20 protein-coding genes are annotated in these 22,635 nt (G+C 39.2%); 6 read left to right on the top strand and 14 right to left on the bottom strand.

What is annotated here, in order from left to right; translation table 11 throughout:
* Positions 1–81: 81 nt before the first annotated feature.
* A complete protein-coding gene (gene rpoC, locus ACXAG7_RS09340) occupies positions 82–4,356 on the top strand; it encodes a DNA-directed RNA polymerase subunit beta' (RefSeq protein WP_408045030.1) in 4,275 nt (1,424 codons plus the stop codon).
* A 58-nt stretch (positions 4,357–4,414) separates the two neighbouring features.
* Entirely contained in the window at positions 4,415–4,738 is a 324-nt protein-coding gene (locus ACXAG7_RS09335; protein WP_408045029.1) for a DUF3467 domain-containing protein, read from the top strand.
* 33 nt (positions 4,739–4,771) lie between these two features.
* Here ACXAG7_RS09335 and ACXAG7_RS09330 read toward each other — a convergent pair whose 3' ends face one another.
* From ACXAG7_RS09330 to ACXAG7_RS09275, 12 genes are all read right to left on the bottom strand, one after another.
* Positions 4,772–5,605 (bottom strand): universal stress protein, encoded by an 834-nt coding sequence (locus tag ACXAG7_RS09330; RefSeq protein WP_476666666.1) that lies wholly within the window; start codon positions 5,603–5,605, stop codon positions 4,772–4,774.
* 89 nt (positions 5,606–5,694) lie between these two features.
* Positions 5,695–6,399 carry a sulfite exporter TauE/SafE family protein gene (locus tag ACXAG7_RS09325; RefSeq protein ID WP_408045027.1) on the bottom strand — a complete coding sequence of 235 codons (705 nt, stop codon included), beginning with the start codon at positions 6,397–6,399 and terminating at the stop codon, positions 5,695–5,697.
* Positions 6,399–6,845 carry a FixH family protein gene (locus ACXAG7_RS09320; RefSeq protein WP_408045026.1) on the bottom strand — a complete coding sequence of 149 codons (447 nt, stop codon included), beginning with the start codon at positions 6,843–6,845 and terminating at the stop codon, positions 6,399–6,401. Before ACXAG7_RS09320 ends, ACXAG7_RS09325 begins: the two co-directional genes overlap by 1 nt.
* A 36-nt stretch (positions 6,846–6,881) precedes the next feature.
* Positions 6,882–8,303 carry a cytochrome c oxidase accessory protein CcoG gene (ccoG, locus tag ACXAG7_RS09315; RefSeq protein ID WP_476666665.1) on the bottom strand — a complete coding sequence of 474 codons (1,422 nt, stop codon included), beginning with the start codon at positions 8,301–8,303 and terminating at the stop codon, positions 6,882–6,884.
* A 29-nt stretch (positions 8,304–8,332) separates the two neighbouring features.
* A complete protein-coding gene (locus ACXAG7_RS09310) occupies positions 8,333–9,274 on the bottom strand; it encodes a cbb3-type cytochrome c oxidase N-terminal domain-containing protein (protein WP_408045024.1) in 942 nt (313 codons plus the stop codon).
* Between the two features lie 14 nt (positions 9,275–9,288).
* Positions 9,289–9,459 carry a CcoQ/FixQ family Cbb3-type cytochrome c oxidase assembly chaperone gene (locus ACXAG7_RS09305; protein ID WP_408045023.1) on the bottom strand — a complete coding sequence of 57 codons (171 nt, stop codon included), beginning with the start codon at positions 9,457–9,459 and terminating at the stop codon, positions 9,289–9,291.
* A gap of 2 nt (positions 9,460–9,461) precedes the next feature.
* Positions 9,462–11,666 carry a cytochrome-c oxidase, cbb3-type subunit I gene (gene ccoN / locus ACXAG7_RS09300; protein WP_408045022.1) on the bottom strand — a complete coding sequence of 735 codons (2,205 nt, stop codon included), beginning with the start codon at positions 11,664–11,666 and terminating at the stop codon, positions 9,462–9,464.
* A 59-nt stretch (positions 11,667–11,725) separates the two neighbouring features.
* Complete coding sequence (gene ccoS / locus ACXAG7_RS09295) at positions 11,726–11,899, bottom strand: cbb3-type cytochrome oxidase assembly protein CcoS (protein ID WP_408045021.1); 174 nt, start codon at positions 11,897–11,899, stop codon at positions 11,726–11,728.
* 510 nt (positions 11,900–12,409) lie between these two features.
* The gene (gene hemN, locus ACXAG7_RS09290) at positions 12,410–13,771 is read right to left on the bottom strand and encodes an oxygen-independent coproporphyrinogen III oxidase (protein ID WP_476666664.1); all 1,362 of its coding nucleotides are present in this window, start codon (positions 13,769–13,771) and stop codon (positions 12,410–12,412) included.
* 18 nt (positions 13,772–13,789) lie between these two features.
* Positions 13,790–14,488, bottom strand: coding sequence for a purine-nucleoside phosphorylase (gene deoD, locus ACXAG7_RS09285; protein ID WP_408045019.1), 699 nt, complete (start codon positions 14,486–14,488; stop codon positions 13,790–13,792).
* Between the two features lie 10 nt (positions 14,489–14,498).
* A complete protein-coding gene (deoC, locus tag ACXAG7_RS09280) occupies positions 14,499–15,164 on the bottom strand; it encodes a deoxyribose-phosphate aldolase (RefSeq protein WP_476666663.1) in 666 nt (221 codons plus the stop codon).
* 2 nt (positions 15,165–15,166) lie between these two features.
* A complete protein-coding gene (locus ACXAG7_RS09275; protein ID WP_476666662.1) occupies positions 15,167–17,542 on the bottom strand; it encodes a heavy metal translocating P-type ATPase in 2,376 nt (791 codons plus the stop codon).
* 101 nt (positions 17,543–17,643) lie between these two features.
* Between ACXAG7_RS09275 and ACXAG7_RS09270 the strand changes: the two genes are divergently transcribed.
* The 4 genes from ACXAG7_RS09270 to ACXAG7_RS09255 all read left to right on the top strand — a co-directional run bounded on the left by ACXAG7_RS09270 (position 17,644) and on the right by ACXAG7_RS09255 (position 20,086).
* A complete protein-coding gene (locus tag ACXAG7_RS09270; RefSeq protein ID WP_408045016.1) occupies positions 17,644–18,333 on the top strand; it encodes a Crp/Fnr family transcriptional regulator in 690 nt (229 codons plus the stop codon).
* Between the two features lie 187 nt (positions 18,334–18,520).
* A complete protein-coding gene (locus ACXAG7_RS09265; RefSeq protein ID WP_408045015.1) occupies positions 18,521–19,066 on the top strand; it encodes an RNA polymerase sigma-70 factor in 546 nt (181 codons plus the stop codon).
* Positions 19,067–19,133: 67 nt separating this feature from the next.
* Positions 19,134–19,265, top strand: a complete 132-nt coding sequence (locus ACXAG7_RS09260) for a hypothetical protein (protein ID WP_476666661.1) — start codon at positions 19,134–19,136, stop codon at positions 19,263–19,265.
* Between the two features lie 323 nt (positions 19,266–19,588).
* On the top strand, positions 19,589–20,086 hold the full coding sequence (locus tag ACXAG7_RS09255; RefSeq protein WP_476666660.1) for a hypothetical protein: 498 nt from the start codon (positions 19,589–19,591) through the stop codon (positions 20,084–20,086).
* Positions 20,087–20,598: 512 nt separating this feature from the next.
* Here ACXAG7_RS09255 and ACXAG7_RS09250 read toward each other — a convergent pair.
* On the bottom strand, positions 20,599–21,735 hold the full coding sequence (locus tag ACXAG7_RS09250; RefSeq protein ID WP_476666659.1) for a mycothiol transferase: 1,137 nt from the start codon (positions 21,733–21,735) through the stop codon (positions 20,599–20,601).
* A 124-nt stretch (positions 21,736–21,859) separates the two neighbouring features.
* Complete coding sequence (locus ACXAG7_RS09245; RefSeq protein ID WP_408045012.1) at positions 21,860–22,564, bottom strand: DUF4369 domain-containing protein; 705 nt, start codon at positions 22,562–22,564, stop codon at positions 21,860–21,862.
* Positions 22,565–22,635: the final 71 nt, after the last annotated feature.

The following is a 22,635-nucleotide window of genomic DNA, read 5'->3' as shown; positions in this document are numbered from 1 at the left end:
AGCACCTCGTGTGCTGAGGCAAATCATTTTTTCAATATGCGTCTTGTAAAAGACATTTTATTTTAATTCGAATCCATTATCATGGCAAGAAAAAACGAAAAATACACTGTTAAGAAGTTTAACAAAATTTCAATTGGTTTAGCATCACCAGAGTCTATCTTGGAGGCTTCTAGAGGGGAAGTGTTAAAGCCAGAAACTATTAATTACCGTACGCATAAGCCGGAAAGAGACGGTTTGTTCTGTGAGCGAATCTTCGGTCCTGTAAAAGATTATGAGTGTGCTTGTGGTAAGTATAAAAGAATTCGTTACAAAGGAATCGTATGTGACCGTTGTGGGGTTGAAGTTACTGAGAAAAAAGTACGTAGAGACCGCGTTGGACACATTAACTTAGTCGTTCCTGTAGCACACATTTGGTACTTCAGATCGTTACCAAATAAGATGGGATACCTTTTAGGGTTGCCATCTAAGAAATTAGATATGATTATTTACTACGAACGTTACGTAGTAATTCAACCAGGTATCGCCAAAAATACCGAAGGAGAGCCATTGCAAAAAATGGATTTCTTAACGGAAGAGGAGTACTTGGATATTATGGATGAACTTCCTCAAGACAATATGTACCTTGAAGATAGTGATCCAAATAAATTCATCGCTAAGATGGGAGCTGAGTGTTTGATCGACTTGTTAGAGCGTATCGATTTAGATGCACTTTCTTACGAGTTACGTCACAAAGCGAATACAGAAACTTCAAAGCAACGTAAAAACGAGGCATTAAAGCGTTTGAATGTTGTAGAGTCGTTTAGAGATTCTCAAAAGAACAGAGAAAACAAACCAGAATGGATGATCATGAAGGTGGTACCAGTAATCCCACCAGAATTACGTCCGTTAGTACCGTTAGATGGTGGTCGTTTTGCGACTTCTGATTTGAATGATTTATACCGTCGTGTGATTATCCGTAACAACCGTTTAAAGCGTTTGATGGAGATCAAAGCACCTGAGGTGATTTTGCGTAACGAAAAACGTATGTTACAGGAATCTGTAGATTCGTTATTCGATAATACGCGTAAGGCATCAGCAGTTAAGACGGAATCGAATCGTCCATTAAAATCACTTTCTGATAGTTTAAAAGGGAAGCAAGGACGTTTCCGTCAAAACTTATTAGGAAAACGTGTGGATTACTCAGCGCGTTCGGTAATTGTTGTTGGACCTGAGTTAAAGCTTTACGAGTGTGGATTACCAAAAGATATGGCTGCTGAATTGTACAAGCCATTCGTAATTCGTAAGCTTATCGAAAGAGGTATCGTAAAAACGGTTAAATCTGCAAAGAAAATTATCGACAGAAAAGAACCTGTAGTTTGGGATATTCTTGAAAACGTAATTAAAGGACATCCGGTATTATTAAACCGTGCTCCTACCTTACACCGTTTAGGAATCCAAGCCTTCCAACCAAAATTAATCGAAGGTAAAGCAATTCGCTTACACCCATTAGTATGTACGGCCTTCAACGCCGATTTCGATGGGGATCAGATGGCGGTTCACTTACCGTTAGGGCCAGAGGCTATTTTAGAAGCTCAGTTATTAATGCTCGCTTCTCACAATATCTTAAACCCAGCAAACGGTGCACCTATTACCGTACCTTCTCAGGATATGGTATTAGGATTGTATTATATGACAAAAGAGCGTAAGTCAACGCCAGAAGTACCTATTAAAGGAGAAGGATTAACTTTCTACTCTCCTGAAGAGGTAAACATCGCCTACAACGAAGAGCGTGTTGACTTAAATGCCGGAATTAAAGTTCGTACTAAGGACATCGATGAGAATGGAAACTTAGTAGACAGAATCATTGCAACAACTGTAGGTAGAGTGTTGTTTAATGAGGTAGTTCCTGAGCAAGCTGGATATATCAACGAAGTATTGACTAAGAAATCACTACGTGGAATTATTGGAGGAATCTTAAAGGTGACTTCAATACCTGAAGTAGGTAAATTCTTAGATTCAATCAAGGATATGGGTTATACATTTGCCTTCCAAGGTGGATTGTCATTCTCATTAGGGGATATCATTATCCCACCAGAAAAGCATGAAATGATTGCTGAAGCCAACAAAGAGGTTGACGGAATTATCATGAACTATAACATGGGTATGTTGACTCAAAAAGAACGTTATAACCAGGTAATTGATATTTGGGGTAGAACCAATAATGAATTAACTGAGTTATCGATGAAGCGTTTACGTGAGGATCAACAAGGATTTAACTCGGTATTTATGATGTTAGATTCTGGAGCTCGTGGATCGAAAGAGCAGATTCGTCAGTTGACGGGTATGCGTGGTCTGATGGCAAAGCCGAAAAAATCAACTGCGGGTGGTGGTGAAATTATCGAAAACCCGATTCTTTCGAACTTTAAGGAAGGACTATCAATTTTAGAATACTTTATTTCTACTCACGGTGCGCGTAAAGGACTTGCCGATACCGCATTAAAAACAGCAGATGCTGGATACTTAACACGTCGTCTAGTAGACGTTTCACAGGATGTAATTGTGAATCAAGACGATTGTGGTACGTTACGTGGATTAGAAATCATGCCATTAAAGAAGAACGACGAGATTGTAGAGTCTATCTCTGATAGAATTTCAGGTCGTACTGCTTTATACGATGTTTATCGTCCAATGTCGGATGAGATATTGGTAGAAGCTGGAGGATTGATTACTCCTAAGCTTGCTGATGTTATCGAAGAAGCGGGTATCGATCGCGTAGAAGTACGTTCGGCATTGACTTGTGAGTCGAAGCGCGGTATCTGTGCTAAGTGTTACGGTCAGAGTTTGTCAACTGGTAAAAAAGTTCAAATTGGTGAAGCTGTAGGTGTAATTGCAGCGCAGTCAATTGGAGAGCCAGGAACACAGTTAACACTGCGTACCTTCCACGTTGGAGGGGTAGCAGGAAACATCTCTGAGGACAACAAGATGATTGCTAAGTTCTCTGGAAATGTTGCCATCGATGACTTGCGTACAGTAACTGGTAAAGATGCTGAAGGTAAAGAAATCGAAATCGTAATTTCTCGTACTGCAGAAATTAAAGTAACAGATAAGAAAACTGGAATCACTTTAAGTACGAATAACATTCCTTACGGATCGATTATTTTCAATAAGGATAGAACTGAAATCAGCAAAGGAGACGAAATCTGTCAATGGGATCCATTTAACGGGGTAATCGTTTCTGAGTTTGGTGGAAGAGTGAAGTTTGATAACTTAGAGCAAGGAATTAACTACTCAGTTGAAATCGATGAACAAACTGGTTTCCAAGAGAAGGTAATTACCGATTCTAAGAACAAGAAAATTATTGCTTCATTAATCATTGAGGATGCAGATGGTAATGCATTGCGTTCGTACAGTTTACCAGTAGGAGCTCACTTAATCGTTGAAGACGGTGAAAAGGTGGAAGCTGGTAAAACATTAGTGAAGATTCCTCGTAAGTCTGGTAAGGCTGGGGATATTACAGGAGGTTTACCACGTGTAACGGAATTATTCGAAGCGCGTAACCCATCGAATCCAGCAGTAGTTGCTCAAATTGATGGTGTAGTATCATTCGGTAAGATTAAAAGAGGTAACCGTGAAATCATCATTGAGTCGAAGACTGGTGAAGTCAAGAAATATCTCATCAAATTATCGAACCAGATCTTAGTACAAGAAAATGACTTTATCAAGGCAGGTATGCCATTATCTGATGGAGCTATTACGCCAATCGATATTTTGAATATCAAAGGGCCGTCAGCAGTTCAGGAGTACTTGGTAAATGAAATTCAAGAAGTATACCGTTTACAAGGGGTAAAAATTAACGATAAGCACTTTGAGGTAGTAGTACGTCAAATGATGCGTAAAGTTAGAATTATCGATTCAGGAGATACGTTATTCTTAGAAAATCAATTGATTCACAAGAATGACTTTATCGAGCAGAACGATAATATTTACGGAATGAAGATCGTTGAAGATGCTGGAGATTCAGAAAACCTAAAAGCAGGTCAGATGATTACCGCGCGTCAATTGAGAGACGAGAACTCGTTATTGCGTAGATCAGATAAAGACTTAGTAGTAGCTAGAGATGCACAACCAGCTACTGCAGAGCAAATCTTACAAGGTATTACGAGAGCATCGTTACAAACGAAATCATTTATCTCAGCGGCATCGTTCCAGGAAACTACGAAAGTATTGAATGAAGCAGCCGTAAATGGTAAGATTGATTACTTAGAAGGTCTTAAAGAAAATGTTATCGTTGGTAAGAGAATACCTGCAGGTACAGGTATGAGAAACTACGATAGACAAATCGTTGGACCAAAAGACGAAATCGAAAATAGTTTATAAGAACTTATATAGAAAAGGCCTCTAATGCAGAGGCCTTTCTCTTTTAAACCCAGAAATTATGGAAGATCACAATAATAACAATGATCACGAACCTCAGTTAAATATTGAATTGGATCAGGATATCGCAGAAGGTACCTACAGTAACTTAGCGATCATCAATCATTCAGTATCTGAGTTTATCGTCGATTTTATCAATATTATGCCTGGAGTGCCTAAAGCTAAGGTAAAGTCGAGAATTATTTTAACCCCACAACACGCAAAGAGACTCACCAAAGCACTTGCGGATAACGTTCGAAAGTTTGAACAAGTTCACGGGGAAATTAAAGATTACGAACAGCCTCCAATCCCGATGAATTTCGGTGGAACTACAGGAGAAGCATAAAGCTAAAAAAGGTGTCATTTAAGACACCTTTTTTTATATTTTGAAAGTCATTACCGGAAGTTGACTGTGGTTGGCTATATCTTCGGTTATACTGCCCTCAAAGAAATGAGCGATTCCCTTTCGTCCGTGGGTTGCCAGTACTATGGCATCGGCGTGTACAGTATTCGCATAGTACAATACACCTTCTTCTACGCTGTAGTCAGCAATGATTTTTACGTTTTCTAGTAGCTCGATACTTTCGTGTGCTTTGTTGATAAATTTACTGAGTTTTTGAGTGATTTCTTCCGTACTTTTAAAACGACCATTGGGTGTGGTTACATACACCAAGTTTAATTCACAGTCCATACTTTGACAAAAGTTTTTGACGTCTTGATAAGCAGTCAAATCATCGTCTGAAAAATCGCAGGCGAAGACCACTTTTTTAAAGGATGCTTCAATAGGAACGTCCTTAACCACTAATACTGGTATATGAGCATAGCGGATTACTTTTTCTGTATTCGATCCTATAATGAGCTCTTTAATTCCACTACTACCTTGTGAACCCATTACAATAAGGTCGGCTTTTTCTTCACGTGCTAATTGATCAATTTCGCTAAATATTTTAAAGTGCTTGATAATGGGAGTTATAGACAGCTCTTCTAAATAGGACTTGTCAAGAAATTCATTGAATCTGTTTTCAGCTAATTTGTACAAAAAGAGAGTTTCTTCTTGCGCGTAGGATTCTGATCTAGAAACGATGGCATTTGACAATTCTAACATGTGTACTGCTAGGATTTCAGCATCGTATTTTTTTGCTAGATATGCAGCCGATTTTAAGGCGTTTTCAGAGTAAACAGAAAAGTCGATTGGTACTATTATTCGTTTCATAGTGTCGTTGGTTTTTAATGTTACTCTAAGGTACTGTGAATCCTCGTTTTAAAACATGATTTTTGTCAGGTTACGCTTCTAAAAAATGCTTAATGACAACCTTTTGGAGCGGCTTCGAGGATACTTACCTGAGTTGCTGGAGAGAGGTAGGGGATTCCTAGGCCTAAGCCTCGAATTACAAACAAAATTCCCATAAAAACGAGTACGTAAGGAAGTGCATTTTGCACCCTTTTGCGAAGTTGTGTACTGGCGATTCCTTTTAGATAGATGACAGCAGTCATCAACGGAATAGTCCCTAGGCCAAACAGCGCCATATACGAACTACCTTTCCAAGCGTTTCCCGTGGCAATAGCTCCAAACACTGCCATGTATACAAGTCCACAGGGCAACAGACCATTAAAAAAGCCCAAAGTGAAAAAGGTGTCGTTTTGTTGTTTCTTTAATTCTTTTCCCAAGGCCGATTTTACGCGGAGAATAACCTTTTGAAGCGGGGAGTGCATTTGGTGTAGTTTGCTGCCTATTTTGGGTACGAGTACAAAGAGTATCATACCAATTCCAACGAGTATTGACAATTGCTGTTGAAACCCGAATAAGAAAAATCCTTTTCCCAGTAGGCCAAATAGCAATCCGATAATACTGTAGCTGAGCACGCGCCCGAGGTGATAACTCGTTATTTGAAAAAACTGCTTTACGGGTTGATTTCTACTGACGGGAAGCATAAATGCGATAGGACCGCACATGCCCACGCAATGTAAGCTTCCTAGTAGTCCTAGTATGAGTGCAGATACTAACATTAGTAAAGAATTTCATCCGTGACTAAATAGGGCGTATCTTTGTACGTCCACTGTACAGTGATGTTCCAGCGACCATCCAATAAACGATTCTCAGGCACGAGCAAATAGTTATTGGAGAGTGAAAGTGGCATTTCAAAATCCAGGTGTTTATTAGATGGTCTGTATAGGAACACTTTTCCCTTAAGTAGGGTAGGATCAAAGTTTTCCGGAAACTCAACGGTCAATCCGTTAGAACTTCGGTATATCTTGACAGGGCTGCTCAATTGTTTCGCATTTTTGCTAGCATTGATACTTTCCTGATAGGTCAATTCTTTTTGATAGTACTTTTCAGTTACTAAATCGTGGTTATAACTTTTGTCCGTACTCATGGTAATTACAAAGTACATGATGAAGCCTATAAAGGCGATAATTGCTATAACGATACTCGTGCCCCAATTTAATTTCATAAGTGTTGTTTTGTGATAGCTAGGCTATCGGTTAATTTATCGGTAACTCCTTGGCCCTAGAAAATTAGTGCTGGTAGTTTCTATGAGTTTACTGCCACTGTAAACTCCAATTGTTAAGGTAACCCGTTCTTTTTTCATTTGCGATGTGTGCAATTCAACAAAGAGGGTACCCTCTGCAAGCCCTTGTTTAGGAACGGAAAAATTCTGATGGGTAACCGTTTCGATACTTCCTTTGTGAGAGAGTATTTTAAAACTGACATCATCGATTTCCTCAATGGTCTTGTTAATTACTTTAAACGTGTATATATTACTGATAATACCTCCTTCTTTGTGTTGGTATAATTGCCCTGGTAATCGCAGCACTGTAGCCTCCACATCGTTTCGTAAAAAGAGCATACCTATCAATACACTGATAAGGATACCTAAAACGGCGGTATATCCTTTCATTCGCGCCGTAAATTTGAAGGGAGCCTTTTTGCGGATGTTCTCCTCACTGGCATAGCGAATGAGTCCGGTAGGAAGTCCTACTTTTTCCATCATATGATCGCATTCATCGATACAGGCGGTACAGTTAACACATTCTAGTTGTGTTCCGTTTCTAATATCAATCCCGGTTGGGCAAACGTGGACGCATTGAAAACAATCGATACAGTCTCCCTTTCCGCTGGCCGCTCGATCCTCGTTCTTTTTGAATCGCGCTCTTCCTTTTTCCTTCTCTCCACGAACGTGATCATAAGCGACGTTGATGGTTTTGTTGTCGAGTAGTACTCCTTGTAGTCGACCGTACGGACAAGCGATGATACATACTTGCTCGCGAAACCACACGAATACGAAATAGAATACACCGGTGAAAATAAGTAGAGAAATCAAGGTACTTACGTGGTGTAAAGGATTGTCGGTTACGTATTGAATAAGCGTGTCACTACCGATTAAGTAGGCCAGAAATACATTGGCGATACCAAAGGAAATCAAAAAGAAGATACTCCATTTGAGCAAGCGTTTTTTGATTTTCTCCGCGTTCCAAGCTTGTTTTTCCAATCGCAGTTGTTTTCCTCGATCACCTTCTATCCAGTATTCAATTTTGCGGAATACCATTTCCATGAAAATGGTTTGAGGACAAATCCAACCGCAAAATATTCGACCAAAAACAACCGTAAAGAGGATTATGAATACTACTCCAATAATCATAGAGACTACTAGGAGGTGAAAATCTTGTGGCCAAAAAGGGAATCCAAAAATATTAAAACGTCGCTCTAAAACATTGAATAGTAAAAACTGATTACCGTTGATTTTGATAAACGGCGCACTGAGTAAAAAGACGAGCAGAAAATAACTAACAAAACTTCTGTACTTATAAAATTTCCCGCTCGGCTTCTTAGGAAATACCCAAGAACGCTTCCCTTCACTAGTTACAGTACTAATACTATCTCTAAAAATTTCATTCTCGGGTGTTTCCATCTTTACCTAATAATAAATAACAAATAGGGTTATTCTTTAATTGTTTCTTGCTCTTCAGGAGTTGCTGGTGCTGCTGTGTCGGTTTCCTTCACTGGAGCAGCCGCTGCAGCTTCTTCGTACAAGTCTCCCTCTGCAGCCTTTGGTTTAGCAGGAGTCGTACCTTGTAATGACAGTACGTAGCTCGCTACTTTTTGCACGTCAATAGGTTTCAAGGTTTTTTCCCATGCGACCATTCCTTTTCCGTCACGTCCACCTTTCGAAATGGTACGGAATACATTTTTAATACCGCCTCCGAGTATCCAATACTGATCTGTGAGGTTCGGTCCTATAAGTCCACCACCATCTTTTGCATGACAGGCCGCACAGTTTAAATTAAATACCGCTCGTCCTCTTTTTAACGAAGCCTCATCGGTTAGTGCCGTTAAGTTTTCCATATCGATAACCGCTTCTTTAGAAGTTGCCTGAAACTCGCTGAGTTCACGTTGTGCAATGGCTACGGCTTTTTCGTATTCAACAGTTTGGTTATCTCCTCCAAAGACGTGGAATCGCATGAGGTAGACTACTCCAAATATGATGGTCATGTAAAACATGTACAACCACCATGGCGGTAAAGAATTGTCCAATTCTTTAATACCGTCGTAATTGTGATCGAGTTCGATTTCACCTTCATCGGCAATGGCTTTGGCTTTCGTCCATTTTTTTATCAATGCTTTTGCCCAGGCCCAATGGTCAATTTCTTCTGGATTAATTCCCTGTTTTTCTAAGGTCAACTCTTCTGCTTTTTTAAGGGCGACGATGTTGACTAATTCTTTCAGAAGTACCACGAGTATTACTGCACTAATGGCAATCCATACCAACGGGTTTTCGTAAAGACTAAATGGATTTTCGTAGCTGCTTATCGCGGTAACGATAGCGAATGAACTCACAGCTAAGAAGGTTATGTATAAAAGTGATTGAAAATATTTTTTCATCAGTGTCGTGTTTTCTATTGATTATCTAATGGTAATTGACTTACCTTGCTTAAATACTCTTTTTTTGCGGTGAATACCCACCAAAAAAGGATTACAAAAAATGTAAAGAAGATCGTAAGGGAAATAATCGGATAGATTTCAATTCCCGCAATGGATTCGAGGTGATTTTTTACAAATTTTAACATGACTAGTTGGTTTTAGATCCTAATTGTTCTTGAACATCTTTTACTTTGATATCCGTTCCTAAACGCTGTAAATAGGCGATAAGGGCAACGATTTCGCGGTCTTTCATTTCAATGAATTGTAAACCGTTTTCACGAGCGTACTTTTTGTCTTCTTGGTAGGCCTTTGCAAAGTCAGGGTCACTGTGGAGGTTTTCCTCAATCTGCTTTCCTTGGGCATCCATACTTTGCTGCGCATTGGTAATGTCTTCATCAGTATACGGGACACCGAGGTTTACCATGGCTTTCATCTTACTTTCAGTGTACGATTTGTCAAGGGCATCTTTTAACAGCCAAGGATAACGAGGCATGATACTACCTGGAGAGGTACTTTGTGGATCGTACATGTGATTTAAGTGCCAACTGTCAGGGTATTTACCTCCTACACGTAATAAATCGGGTCCTGTACGCTTACTTCCCCATAAGAACGGGTGATCGTAAACAAACTCTCCTGCCTTCGCATATTCACCGTAACGTTCTACTTCACTTCGGAACGGACGAATCATCTGCGAGTGACAACTCACACAACCTTCACGGATATAGATATCTCTTCCTTCTAATTCTAAGGCAGTATAAGGTTTGACACTACTAATTGTTGGAATGTTAGATTTTACCAATAAGGTAGGTACAATCTGAACTACACCTCCAATTAAAATAGCAATCGTAGCGTAGATTGTTAATTTAATAGGTCTTCTTTCTAACCAAGTATGCCAAGTTTCGCTACCTGTTCTGTGTTTAGATACCTTGCTCAAGGCTGGAGCTTCTGCTAACTCATCGGTTACTTCAGTTCCTTGCTTTACAGTTTTTACCACGTTGTAGAGCATTACGATAGCTCCGAAGATGAATAAACTTCCTCCAATGGCACGCATCCAGTACATCGGAATGATCTCGTTCACTGTTTCTAAGAAGTTTCCATAGGTTAAGGTTCCGTCTGGGTTAAATTGTTTCCACATAGAAGCCTGAACGAATCCAGCGACGTACATTGGTAAGGCGTACATGATAATCCCTAGGGTACCAATCCAAAAGTGGAAATTAGCAAGAGCTGTTGAGTACAATTTGGTTTTAAACATACGTGGAATTAACCAGTAGAGCATACCAAAGGTTAAGAAACCATTCCAGGCGAGTGCCCCTACGTGTACGTGGGCAATAACCCAATCGCTAAAGTGCGCAATAGCGTTTACGTTTTTCAATGACAGCATTGGTCCTTCAAAGGTAGCCATACCATATCCGGTAATTGCAACCACCATAAATTTCAATACGGGATTGGTACGTACTTTATCCCAAGCACCACGTAAAGTTAACAACCCGTTGATCATTCCTCCCCATGAAGGAGCGATAAGCATTACCGAAAAGGCAACTCCTAAGTTTTGAGCCCAGTCTGGTAGTGAAGAATACAATAAATGGTGTGGTCCAGCCCAAATATAGATGAAGATGAGCGACCAAAAGTGTACGATTGACAAACGATACGAATATACCGGACGGTTTGCAGCTTTCGGTACAAAGTAGTACATCAGTCCTAAAAATGGAGTGGTTAAGAAAAAAGCTACCGCATTGTGCCCATACCACCATTGAACTAAAGCATCTTGTACCCCCGCGTACACTGAATAACTTTTTAAGAAGTTTACTGGTAGTTCTAAACTATTGAAGATATGTAGCACAGCTACGGTAACAAAAGTTCCTAGATAGAACCATACAGCAACGTACAAATGACGTTGACGTCTTTTTAATATGGTCCATATCATATTGACTCCAAAAGCTACCCATACTAGTGCAATGGCAATATCAATTGGCCATTCTAGTTCTGCGTATTCTTTGGAAGTAGTATATCCTAAGGGGAGCGTAATTGCAGCAGCAACGATGATGAGCTGCCATCCCCAGAAATTGAAATTACTTAAAAAGTCGCTTGCCATTCTCGCTTTTAGCAAACGTTGTAAGGAGTAGTAAACACCCGCAAAAATTGCATTCCCCACGAAGGCAAAAATTACGGCATTGGTATGTAAAGGTCTAATACGTCCGAAACTCAGCCAAGCTATGCCATCTGTGATATTTGGGAACAGAAACATAAAAGCCAAGAGCAATCCTACCGAGAATCCCACTATCCCCCATAGTAAGGTTGCATAGATGAATTTTTTTACGATTTTATTATCGTAATAAAATTGTTGCATTTCCATAATCTATTTGAATTTAATTTTTATTGTTAGTTCGCTTCTCATTGGTGTTGTCGTTGAGCTTAACGCGGTTGGTTAAGTTGTTCTTCGTTTACCAATTCATCATCAAACAGCATACGAACCGATGGAGTATACGCATCGTCATATTGACCCTTTTTGACAGATACTATAAAGGCTACAAAAAAGACTATAGCCACCAGAATACTAAGTGAAAGTAATAAGTAAATAACGCTCATAATTTGCCTGATAATTATAGGTCAAAGGTAGTTTTAGAGGCCTGTTTAAAATATGATATTTGTCATGTTTACTTAATTTTAGAAGTTCTAAATAGTAGTAATACTCATGTAAAATCAATAGAAAAGCCATCAGTGCTACCAACGACAAAGTACTCTCACAAGTAAAAAACGAAGTTTTCTGTAGTTGCTGAATAGTAAGTGTCCAGTATTGAACGATTTAAGGGGAGTTGAGTAGGTAACTCAGGGAAAACCCTGATACCAAGTATAGGGGTAATAGGTATAGGTGAAGTTGTTGTATATGAGTACCTTTGGCCACTGAATGATTTCGCATTCTATTTAACTAGGGACTATAGGACGTTAAATTTTCGGACTCATTATATAGATTGAATTGTTAAGTTAGTAGAAAAATTAAATTGCTCATTTATAGTCCTTTTTTTCACTTTATCATTTTGTTACAAACACTTACTATAAAATAAAATCCTGAGTTTTCGAGCTCAGGATTTATTTTAGTTAAATGGTCATAGAAAACAACTGAGTATCCGGCTGTTTTTCGTGGAGTTTTTTATCGAAGGCCATACAGATGTTTCGCACAAAAGGACGGGCTTTTTCCGGTACTTTTAAGCTGGTGTCATGCACCTGAACCAATCCGTCTTTTACGAGTTCACGCAGTTTTAACAAATGCAGTTCTAGGTCTTTTATTTCGAGCGCAGGAGTTTCCCAAGAGGTAGTAAAATGACACATGATATTGAGGATGTGTTGGCGCATAACCAAATCGTCTTGAGTAAGAATATGACCTCTAAATACAGGAAGTATTCCGTCGTTAACCAAAGCTTCATATTCCTTAACAGTTTTGACGTTTTGGGCAAAGCCATACCAAGAGTCAGAGATCGATGACATTCCTAAACCAATCATCAGTTGTGTTTTATGTGCGGTGTAGCCCATAAAATTTCTGTGGAGCTTTTGCTGTATACTCGCTTTGTATAAACTGTCTGTAGGAAGCGCAAAGTGATCCATCCCGATTTCTTGATAGCCCATTTCAACGAATAGTGCTTTTCCTATTTCGTAGAGTTTGCGTTTGTCTTCGTTTTTAGGTAAGTCATTTTCATTAAAGCCACGCTGTCCAACACCCTTTACCCACGGAACATGTGCATAACTGTAAAAAGAAATTCGATCCGGTTGTAATTCTTTGGTTTTATTGATCGTATGGATAACGTTTTCCTTTGTTTGAAAAGGAAGGCCAAAAACTAAATCATGACTGATTGAAGTATAGCCAATTTCACGTGCCCATCGGGTAACCTTGGCCACTTGCTCAAAGGGCTGTACGCGATGTATGGCCTTTTGAACAGTAGGGTTGTAGTCCTGAACGCCAAAACTCACTCTTGTGAACCCCAAGTTATACAGTTGCAACAGGTGTTCTTTAGTGGTGTTGTTGGGGTGTCCTTCAAAACTGAATTCGTAATCAGGATGTTTCTGCGCTTTTTTTAACAAGCCCGTGATGAGTTGTTCCAGGGCCTTTGGCGAAAAGAAAGTTGGAGTACCACCACCGAGGTGAATTTCTCGAATAAGAGGAACTGAGCTGACCTGCTCTAGGTAAAGATCCCATTCTTTTAATACGGTGGCGATATAGGGGTCGGCAACTTCCTTACGTTTGGTAATGTGCTTATGACACGCACAAAAGGTACACAGCGATTCGCAAAAGGGGAGGTGGATATACAAACTAATCCCTTCCGCACTATTGCTCTCTTCAAAGGATTGGCGGAAGCTAGCAATCCACTTTTCACGACTAAAAGTCTTTTCATCCCAATAAGGCACTGTAGGGTAGCTCGTATAACGAGGTCCTGGTATGTTGTATTTTTGTATGAGCGTGTTCATAAGTCTTGAGGTATTGAATTAAGCAATGGACAAAGCCAAATTGATCATTTCTTTAAAAGTTTGTTCGCGTTCTGCTGCGCTAGTGTGTTCTTTGGTCACCAAACTGTCAGATATAGTTAAAATGGCCAAAGCATTTACGCGGTGTTTGGCTGCTATGGTGTACAGCCCAGCTGTTTCCATTTCGACACAGAGAACTCCGTAATCTGCCCACTGCTGGTAACTGTCATAATCATCCGCATAAAATTCATCGGAACTCAGAATATTGCCTGCTTTGATAGGGAGCTGTTGTTGTCGTGCCATTTCTATGGCTTTATTAAACAGTGAAAAACTAGCGGTCGGTGCAAAATCAGCTCCGTTGAACCTTATTTTGTTTAGTCCAGAATTGCTAGAGGCAGCCATGGCAATAACGATATCTCTGAGCTGTACGTCTTTTTGATAAGATCCTGCTGAACCCACTCGGATTAGATTTTTTACTCCGTAGGAGTTGATGAGTTCATGTGCGTAGATTAAGGTGGTTGGAATTCCCATTCCCGTACCTTGTACTGATACGCGTTTTCCATCGTAGTAGCCTGTGTAGCCCAACATGCCTCGAACTTCATTATAACAAACAGCATCTGTTAAAAAGTTTTCTGCAATCCATTTTGCACGAAGAGGATCTCCTGGTAGTAATACGGTTTCTGCGATAGCTCCTTCAGGAGCGCCAATGTGTATACTCATAGTTTGTGGATTAATAACTGTCTTTTTTTGCTATTCCTTCAGTAACTAGAGCTACCCCCGATGAGGTTCCTAAACGCGTAACGCCGAGCGCTAGGTATTTTTTAGCGGTGTCCAAGTCGCGAATACCTCCTGCAGCTTTGATTGCAATGCCATTATTCGTAGCCGCAGCCATTCGATACACGTCTTCCAAAGTGGCTCCACCCGTTCCAAATCCGGTGGATGTTTTGATGAAATCCGCTCCAGCTTTCAATGAAATTTCACTGAGAGCAGTAATATGTTTAGCTTCTAGGTAGCAATTTTCAAAAATTACTTTCAATACCTTATCGCCGATTGCTTGTTTAATTTGAAAAATTTCGTCTTGTACAGCTGACAACTCTCCTTCGAGGACCTTGCCGATATTCACGACCATGTCTATTTCATCCGCACCGTTTTCTATAGCTTTCCGAGCTTCGAAGACCTTACTCTCGGTGTCCATAGCTCCTAAAGGAAATCCGATGACCGCCGCGACCTTGACCGCCGAGTTAGCGACACTTTTTTTAGCGAGTGCTACGCGACTTCCGTTCACACATACAGCGTAAAAATCATGAGTAATGGCTTCCTCACAGAGTTGTACAATCTGGGCTGAGCTAGCTGTTGGTTTTAACAAGGTGTGGTCTATATATTGGTTGATTTTCATAATTATTTGATTTTAGTTCCTAGGATGTTTGTGGCAATAGTAGTGAATAAAACGATACTGATTGAGCTCAATGGCATCAAGATGGCAGCTATGACAGGGGTTAACTGCCCAGTAACCGCAAAATAGAGGCCAATGACATTATAACACAAGGATAATATAAAACAATATTTGATTATTTGAATAGCTTTCTTTGCTACCTGTAAGTAGGTATTGATTTGTTCGAATTTAGTGGCGTCCAAGATAGCGTCACAGGCAGGAGAAAAGACATTGATATTCTCTGAAATCGCGATACCGACATTACTCTGTGCCAAGGCGCCTGCATCGTTGAGTCCGTCGCCGATCATCAAAACTTTCTTTCCCGCTTTTTGAAGTTCAGCCACATAGGCTAACTTATCTGCCGGTTTTTGGTGAAACAAGAACGTTGTTTTTTCAGGGAGTAGTGTACTTAAATAGTTTTTTTCTCCTTCATTATCTCCAGAAACTACTGCGAGTTCGCAGTGCTTTTCAAGGGCTGTAAAAACTTCTTTGATATGTGTTCGATACGCATTTTTCACGACAAATTTACCTGCGTATTGTTCATTTATGGAGATGTGTATGGCCGTTTCAAGGAGGTCCTTTTCTTCAGAAGCTCCTACAAAACTAGCAGCGCCCACGGTTATGTTCATTCCTTGATGACTGGCGCTAATCCCCTTACCAATATGTTCCTGAAAATTAGTTAAGGTGAGTTTCTCACTATGAGGTAAGTACGCGTATACCATTCTGCTCAGCGGATGGTTTGAGGAACGGAGCGTGTTCTTTAAGAGTTGAGTTTCCGCAGCTGAAAGCTCAGTACCCCGATACGTGATTTGATTTTCTGATGGAGTTGTTAAGGTTCCCGTTTTGTCAAAAATGACACTGTCAATGGTGGCCAATTGTTCAATGACAGTTGCGTTTTTTAAGTAGAATTTTCGCTTGCCTAGTATGCGTAGAAGGTTTCCAAGCGTAAACGGAGCTGCTAATGCAATAGCACAGGGACAGGCGATGATTAAAACTGCCGTGACTACGTTGAGTGCTTTCCCGCTGTTGTACCAAAGCCAAAAACTCCCGGCTACAAATGCTATGGTTAAAACGGCAATGGTGAAATTTTTTCCAATTTTATCATTGAGCGTGGTAAAGGTTGATCGCTTATCTTTTTGAAACACGTCATTACTCCATAATTGAGTGAGATAACTCTGCGATACGGAGTGCAAAACTTCCATTTCTATAGTGCCCTCCAACTGCTTTCCTCCTGCAAAAATTTTATCTCCTGATTTTTTGCGAACAGGATGTGCCTCACCCGTGACGAAACTGTAATCTATTTGAGCATTTCCATTGATGACAATACCATCGACCGGAATTAATTCGTGGTTGCGAATCAGCAAGCGATCTCCTTGGACAACATCGTAAATTTGAATATTTTCTTCACTGCCGTCTTTGTGTATTTTCGTTACGGCAATCGGAAAGTAGGATTTGTAATCGCGTTCAAAAGAAAGAAAATTATAGGTTTTTCGCTGAAAGAATTTTCCGAGGAGTAAAAAAAAGACCAGTCCAGTTAAGCTATCGAAGAATCCCGTTCCCTTATCAAATAAAATTTCATAGGTACTCCTAATAAAGAGTACTAGGATTCCGAGAGCAATGGGGACGTCTATACTGAGAATTTTGTTGCGAAGCCCTTTATAGGCAGTCGTAAAATAGTCAACACCTGCGTAGCCCACAACCGGAACAGAAAAGAAGAACATTAACCAACGGAATACGACTTTGTATTGATCGAGCCAAAATTCATTCACTTCAAAGTATTCCGGAAAGGATAAAAACATGACATTTCCATATGCAAATCCTGCCACGCCCAATTTATAAATTAGCGAGCGGTCTACTTTTTTACTGCCAACCTCATAGTCTTCCAAACTTATATAAGGTTCGTAACCAATGCTACTGAGTAGTAAAACGACTTCTTTTAAGCTTATTTTTTCGGTGTTAAAACCAATTCTCACTGTTTTTTTAGGAAAGTTTACCTGTGACGAACTGATGCCCGAATGGAGTTTGTGTAGGTTTTCTAAAACCCAGATACACGAACTACAATGGATATGTGGGATGTACAATTGGACTACTTGGTGCTGTTCTTCATGAAATTCTAGCAGTTTAGCGATAATCGCCTCTTGTTCTAGAAAGTCATATTTACCTTGAATTTCTGACGGTGCTGCGCCAGGTGCATTTTGTAAGTCGTAATAACAGGTAAGGTCGTTTGCTGAAAAAATTTCATAAACCGTTTTACAGCCGTTACAACAAAAAAACTTTTCGTCAAGCACTATGGTGTCTGTTTCACATTCATTGCCACAGTGGAAACACACTTTATTTTTCATATTTACTCGTTTGCCTAGTGCAAAGGTCAGACAATACCCTCGTTAAAAATATGATATTTGTCAGCTTTTTAGTACCTTTGAGTACCTCAAAATGGCACGATATGAGCGGGAAATGTGAACAGTGTATTGTACGTCAGTTTAATTCACTAAAAGCACTAACTAAAGATGAGTTGGTGAGAATATCAGGATGTAAAACGTCTAAATACGTCAAAAAAGGAGAAATTCTTTTTGAAGAAGGCGAACATATTAATGGTGTATACTGTATTCGCGACGGTGTTTGTAAGGTTTCTAAAATGAGCGATAATGGAAGAGACCAGATTGTTCATTTGATTCGTAAAGGTGATCTCATTGGCGAACGAAGTCTCGTGAATAACGAAGTGTCAAATTTAAAGGCAATTGCAGTTAATGACATGGAGGTGTGTTTTATTCCCAAAGAAGAGATATTGAAAGATTTGGAGAAAAACCCTAACTTTACCATGGAGATTCTCAAGAACATGGCCCTGTCTCTAAAAAATGCAGATAATGTGATCGTCGATATGGCGCAAAAAACAGTAAAACAGCGCTTAGCCGCTACCTTGTTGTATTTGAATGATCGTTTTAACAGTACCGAAGCGGGAGCCATCGATATTCATTTATCACGTGAAGATATTGCGAATGTCATCGGTACAGCAACTGAGTCAGCAATTCGCTTGTTGTCAGAGTTTAAAAAGAAAGGCCTTATCAATTTAAAAGGAAAAGAAATTTTTGTTTTGAATGAAAAAGGATTGAAAGATATTTCCGACGGCTTTTAAGTCGACTTTTATAATTTCAATTTTTGTCATAACGAGTAGTATAAATTTCTAATTTAATATACGAATGCTATCGAGAATAAAAGGATAGCGAACTACCCCAGTTAACCCATACCCACCTAGACTTGTTGTTTAATAGAACAACGGCTTTGTCATGCACAATTTCGATGTTCACAAGAAACCTAGATCTATGGGGGATACTGTATTACTTCAATTATTAAAACGCAAAGATAATCGAGCTTTTAGCATGCTGTTCGATTTGTATTATCCGCGATTGTTGTGCTTTGCCGAAAGCTATGTAAAGAAAGAAGATGCCGAAGAAGTTGTTCACGACGTTTTTTTGAAACTGCATGAGAAGAAGTCATTAGTAGTGAAGAAAAGCTTGAGCAGCCTTTTGTTTACCATGACTCGAAATGCTTGTTTGGATCATCTCAGAAAGCGAAAGTATAATTTGTATTTAGACGATCCTTTTAGTTGCCTGGAAAACGAGCTGCAAGTAGCTACACTTCAAGATGACGTTAGCATGATGATCATCGAAGAAGAGCTGAATGAGCAAATTGCAAAGGCCATCGCAAACCTACCTGAAAAGTGCAGAAATGTATTTGTGAAAAGTCGATTTCATGGGTATAAGAATCGAGAAATTTCCCAAGAGTGTAACATTTCTATTAAAACTGTTGAGAATCAAATGACCAAAGCCCTCAAGCTCATGAGAGCTTATTTAAAAGATTTTTTGTGATTTTTTTTACTTCCCCATAGGGGGAAATCATTTTTCTTTCGTCTACATAGTAGGAGACACACTCAAGGTGGCAAAATTGGAAGGTGGTGAAATTGGAAGGTGGCAAAATTGGAAGGTGGTGAAATTGGAAGATGGCGAAATTGGAAGATGGCAAAATTGGAAGGTGGCGAAATTGGAAGATGGCAAAATTGGAAGATGACAAAATTGGAAGTTAGCTAAATTGAATGAGATCAAAATTGAGTGGTAGTTATCGTTAGATCGATCGAAGTGAATAGCCGCCTCCGATATGTGGCAAGGGACGATGACAGAGAACCCGCAGGCCAGTAAATAGTGGACGAAGTGAGTGAGTGAGGAGGTGAATGAAGAAGCCTTACTGTAGTAGGAGCAGTGTAAAGGTTGACTGTTTTGGGTTAGTTGGGGTGGTACTAGTACTAGGAGCCCGTTAGAAAAGTTGAATTAGCAATTGTAGCAATAGAAAAGTTCTGATAATCTTCTAATAAAGGGAATATACAACGAAGAGTCATGGATGAAGTGAGTTTAATTAGGTATTTGGAGCGAAAAGTAACAAGAAAAGAAGAACGCGTTGTGATTCATTGGATACGGAAATCTAAAGGAAATCAGGAGCTTTTTAACAAATTGAAAGCGAATTGGGTGCTTTGTAGATTGCGAGAACTAGAAAGGAAAAATGAGGTACAGTTCAGAATAGGGAGAAATAAGATACAGCGAAGAAGAAAGAGAGGAGAGAAGGAAGTAGAGAAAACAATGGAGAAGAAGGGAGGAATTTATAGGAAAATGAAACAGGAACCAATACATTATGCGCTAGAGGAACAAAAGATAGCAAAGCAAGAAACTAGCACTAGTTGTTGGGAGAGGATAAGTAGAACGAAAAGAGGGAGGATTGTTGAAAGAGAGCAGGTGGGAGCCAATTGGTCGTATCTGAGATTAGGGAATAAGCTGTTGATAGCATTGAGTACTGTGGGATTATTGCTAATGGCAGGCTGTCTGAAAGCTTTTTGCTAGGACTTGGCATATGAAAAGAACCGAAATAAAATGAATAAAAACTGTATTAAATAATCGTAAAGCAATAAATATTAGTAGAAACAAAATGTATTATGATTAGTAAAAGAATGTTGTAATCTAGTTAGTTAGTAAGAGATTGTTGGGAGTGGAGGGGTGCCTTTTTCGTTAATTTTTGAATATTAGATATTTGGTTAATTGTTCTATTCCAATTCAAATCCATTTGCAACCAGCAATCTCTTTTTTAATTTCTCTAATGAGCAATCTCTTTTATAGAATGATTACAAAGTTTAGAATTGAATACAAGAAATATCCGTTGCATATAATCTACGGAGTAATAATTATGGTTTGCTTCACAGGGACAACAGGGGACTCCGCTTTTACCTTACTTACCATTAGTTTCCTTCAATGGTTATCCCCTGTTGTATCCCCTTGAGAATATGTACGATTCTCTTTTGAAGATTTTTGGTTTATTCATAAAAAAAATAGCGTACTCTAGTACGCTATTTTTTATATTAACTTTTAATATTTTTTTTGAGTTTTACCTCCTGTTCCAATTTAGGAATTCGCTTTTTTAAGAATAATATCTGACCCAAATGACTCGATTGATGTTCCATTACATGAAACCATGCGTATTGATTTGAAATGCCATTGCCAGGATTTACCTGCTTAAACCAACGATCATCCTTTTTGCGAAGCGCTTCAATAGTTCTCTTACGTACTTTGTTGTAAATGTCTAGGTAGTATCCAATTTCTTTGCCTTTGAGTACTTTTCTTCCTTCATCGTCCAAGTCCATCGCAGCTTTTAATTCCTTGTCTATCTTAGCGTCCTTGTAAGCCTCCCCAAGAGTGTATTTCTGATAATAAACCTCCGCAGCAGCTAAGTGCAATACCAACGCTCCAATACGATTGGCCTTGGCGTCGTGCAAGTGATCCGTTTCCCTTAAATCTAAATGCTTTACAGCTCCTGAAACACGAAGCCTTAAATCTTCTAACATCGAAATCATATTGTCAATCTGTGGATTTTTAGCATCCGCCTTACCAATTTTTCCTCGCTCGTATTCAGGAGTCTCAATTCCAGAACTGCGAATCAATAAAGAACGACTTCCTTCAGCAGCATCAGTACTCGAGCTAATAGTAAATTCCTTTACTCGAACAGATTTTCCGGCAGTGATAGACTCGTTCCAACTCTTAATTTTCTGATTGCGAATAGTCGTTTCAAAATTGTAATTGTCAATTGGGAATTCCTTGAACTTTCCTTGGTCGTCTTCGATGTATAAGTGAAAATCATCAAACCAAAATGATCCATTGTATAAACACAAGCCTCCGAAATGTAAAGATGCCGCATTTTTGTCTAGCTTGCCCTCAACACTGTACTCTTTCCAGGTAGTCGATTTTATAGGGCGATCATTCATATTGTCAAAAAATCCAGGCTCACTGTTGTTAGTGTCAACCCTGGCCCATAGCCCAGCCCAAGCTCTGTTGTCGTCAGGAACTACTTTTACCTTTGCGACCAACTTGAATTTTTTGGGAGTCTTAGTTGAAATAGTTACAGATTGAACAAATGAGGTCCAATCTCTTGAAATGGTTTTTACTTGGGCAGTAGCACTGTAAATAAACAATGCACAAACCCAAAAAAGGTTGTTTTTCATATAGAGTAAATTTTTGCTAAAGATACACAAATCACTTTGGCTAAATCTATTCTTAGGAGAGGAAAGCCTGAGAATGGAGCAAAAAAAAAGCTGCTTAGAAGCAGCTTTTTACTATTGTTGGAAACTATTGTTTTTCCTTACTCTTAATTTCATCGACAAACTTTTGAAGACGTAGTCCGTAATCTGATTTCTTTACTTTGTCAGATAAGCTACTATTAATCGTATCTAAAAGTTTAATGTTTGCATCGTAAAGTTGCGTGAGGGCAATATACGGCGATGCTTCAGTATCTGCATTCGCAATTGCGAAATTGGTAGCAAAAAGCACACGTCTGCGTACCATCTTTTTATAATCCAGCTCAAGTTGCGCAATTAAAGCCTCGTCTTTTGCCTGCTTTGCCTCTAAGTCTTTCTTAACAAAATCTAATCGCTGATCGATAAAACGCTTGTCAACTTTGGCAAACTTATCCATTACTTCTTGGTTTTTAGACCCCGAAATTTTTGGAGCAAACCCGAATTCTTCAATATTGTCATTAATAGTAATTTCTCCTGGTTCTCCAAAGAACAAGAGTTTCTTGTTATCCTTATTTCCTGTAAAGGTTAAATAATACATCACTGGTGAAGTAACATCATCAGTTAAGGTAAAAGTGTCCTTGCCAAGTAAAGAAACTGAGTCAACAGAAATAATAGCAGTATCTTTCATTTTTTGGAGGTATAAGGTTCCTTTTTTAAGCCCTCTAATTTGACCTTTTACAATCATATTCCCCTGCTTTTTCGATGAACAAGCGAGCGCTACTATCGCTATTAAAAATGTAAGTAATACTTTTTTCATGTGTGTTTTCTTAAGAGTAATTGCTTAAAGCAATTGGTTGTTTCATTTAAGGATTGCAAATATGCAGAATT

The sequence above is a fragment of the Tenacibaculum sp. AWR4_210 genome (assembly GCF_056160945.1).
Note: the sequence above shows the minus strand (reverse complement) of the source record. Positions and strands in the feature narration are given on the sequence as shown.

Bases quoted from the DNA above. Each gene is read 5' to 3' on its own strand.
- rpoC (WP_408045030.1), top strand. From the start codon at position 82: ATGGCAAGAAAAAACGAAAAATACACTGTTAAGAAGTTTAACAAAATT.
- ACXAG7_RS09335 (WP_408045029.1), top strand. From the start codon at position 4,415: ATGGAAGATCACAATAATAACAATGATCACGAACCTCAGTTAAATATT.
- ACXAG7_RS09330 (WP_476666666.1), bottom strand. From the start codon at position 5,605: ATGAAACGAATAATAGTACCAATCGACTTTTCTGTTTACTCTGAAAAC.
- ACXAG7_RS09325 (WP_408045027.1), bottom strand. From the start codon at position 6,399: ATGTTAGTATCTGCACTCATACTAGGACTACTAGGAAGCTTACATTGC.
- ACXAG7_RS09320 (WP_408045026.1), bottom strand. From the start codon at position 6,845: ATGAAATTAAATTGGGGCACGAGTATCGTTATAGCAATTATCGCCTTT.
- ccoG (WP_476666665.1), bottom strand. From the start codon at position 8,303: ATGGAAACACCCGAGAATGAAATTTTTAGAGATAGTATTAGTACTGTA.
- ACXAG7_RS09310 (WP_408045024.1), bottom strand. From the start codon at position 9,274: ATGAAAAAATATTTTCAATCACTTTTATACATAACCTTCTTAGCTGTG.
- ACXAG7_RS09305 (WP_408045023.1), bottom strand. From the start codon at position 9,459: ATGTTAAAATTTGTAAAAAATCACCTCGAATCCATTGCGGGAATTGAA.
- ccoN (WP_408045022.1), bottom strand. From the start codon at position 11,666: ATGGAAATGCAACAATTTTATTACGATAATAAAATCGTAAAAAAATTC.
- ccoS (WP_408045021.1), bottom strand. From the start codon at position 11,899: ATGAGCGTTATTTACTTATTACTTTCACTTAGTATTCTGGTGGCTATA.
- hemN (WP_476666664.1), bottom strand. From the start codon at position 13,771: ATGAACACGCTCATACAAAAATACAACATACCAGGACCTCGTTATACG.
- deoD (WP_408045019.1), bottom strand. From the start codon at position 14,488: ATGAGTATACACATTGGCGCTCCTGAAGGAGCTATCGCAGAAACCGTA.
- deoC (WP_476666663.1), bottom strand. From the start codon at position 15,164: ATGAAAATCAACCAATATATAGACCACACCTTGTTAAAACCAACAGCT.
- ACXAG7_RS09275 (WP_476666662.1), bottom strand. From the start codon at position 17,542: ATGAAAAATAAAGTGTGTTTCCACTGTGGCAATGAATGTGAAACAGAC.
- ACXAG7_RS09270 (WP_408045016.1), top strand. From the start codon at position 17,644: ATGAGCGGGAAATGTGAACAGTGTATTGTACGTCAGTTTAATTCACTA.
- ACXAG7_RS09265 (WP_408045015.1), top strand. From the start codon at position 18,521: ATGGGGGATACTGTATTACTTCAATTATTAAAACGCAAAGATAATCGA.
- ACXAG7_RS09255 (WP_476666660.1), top strand. From the start codon at position 19,589: ATGGATGAAGTGAGTTTAATTAGGTATTTGGAGCGAAAAGTAACAAGA.
- ACXAG7_RS09250 (WP_476666659.1), bottom strand. From the start codon at position 21,735: ATGAAAAACAACCTTTTTTGGGTTTGTGCATTGTTTATTTACAGTGCT.
- ACXAG7_RS09245 (WP_408045012.1), bottom strand. From the start codon at position 22,564: ATGAAAAAAGTATTACTTACATTTTTAATAGCGATAGTAGCGCTCGCT.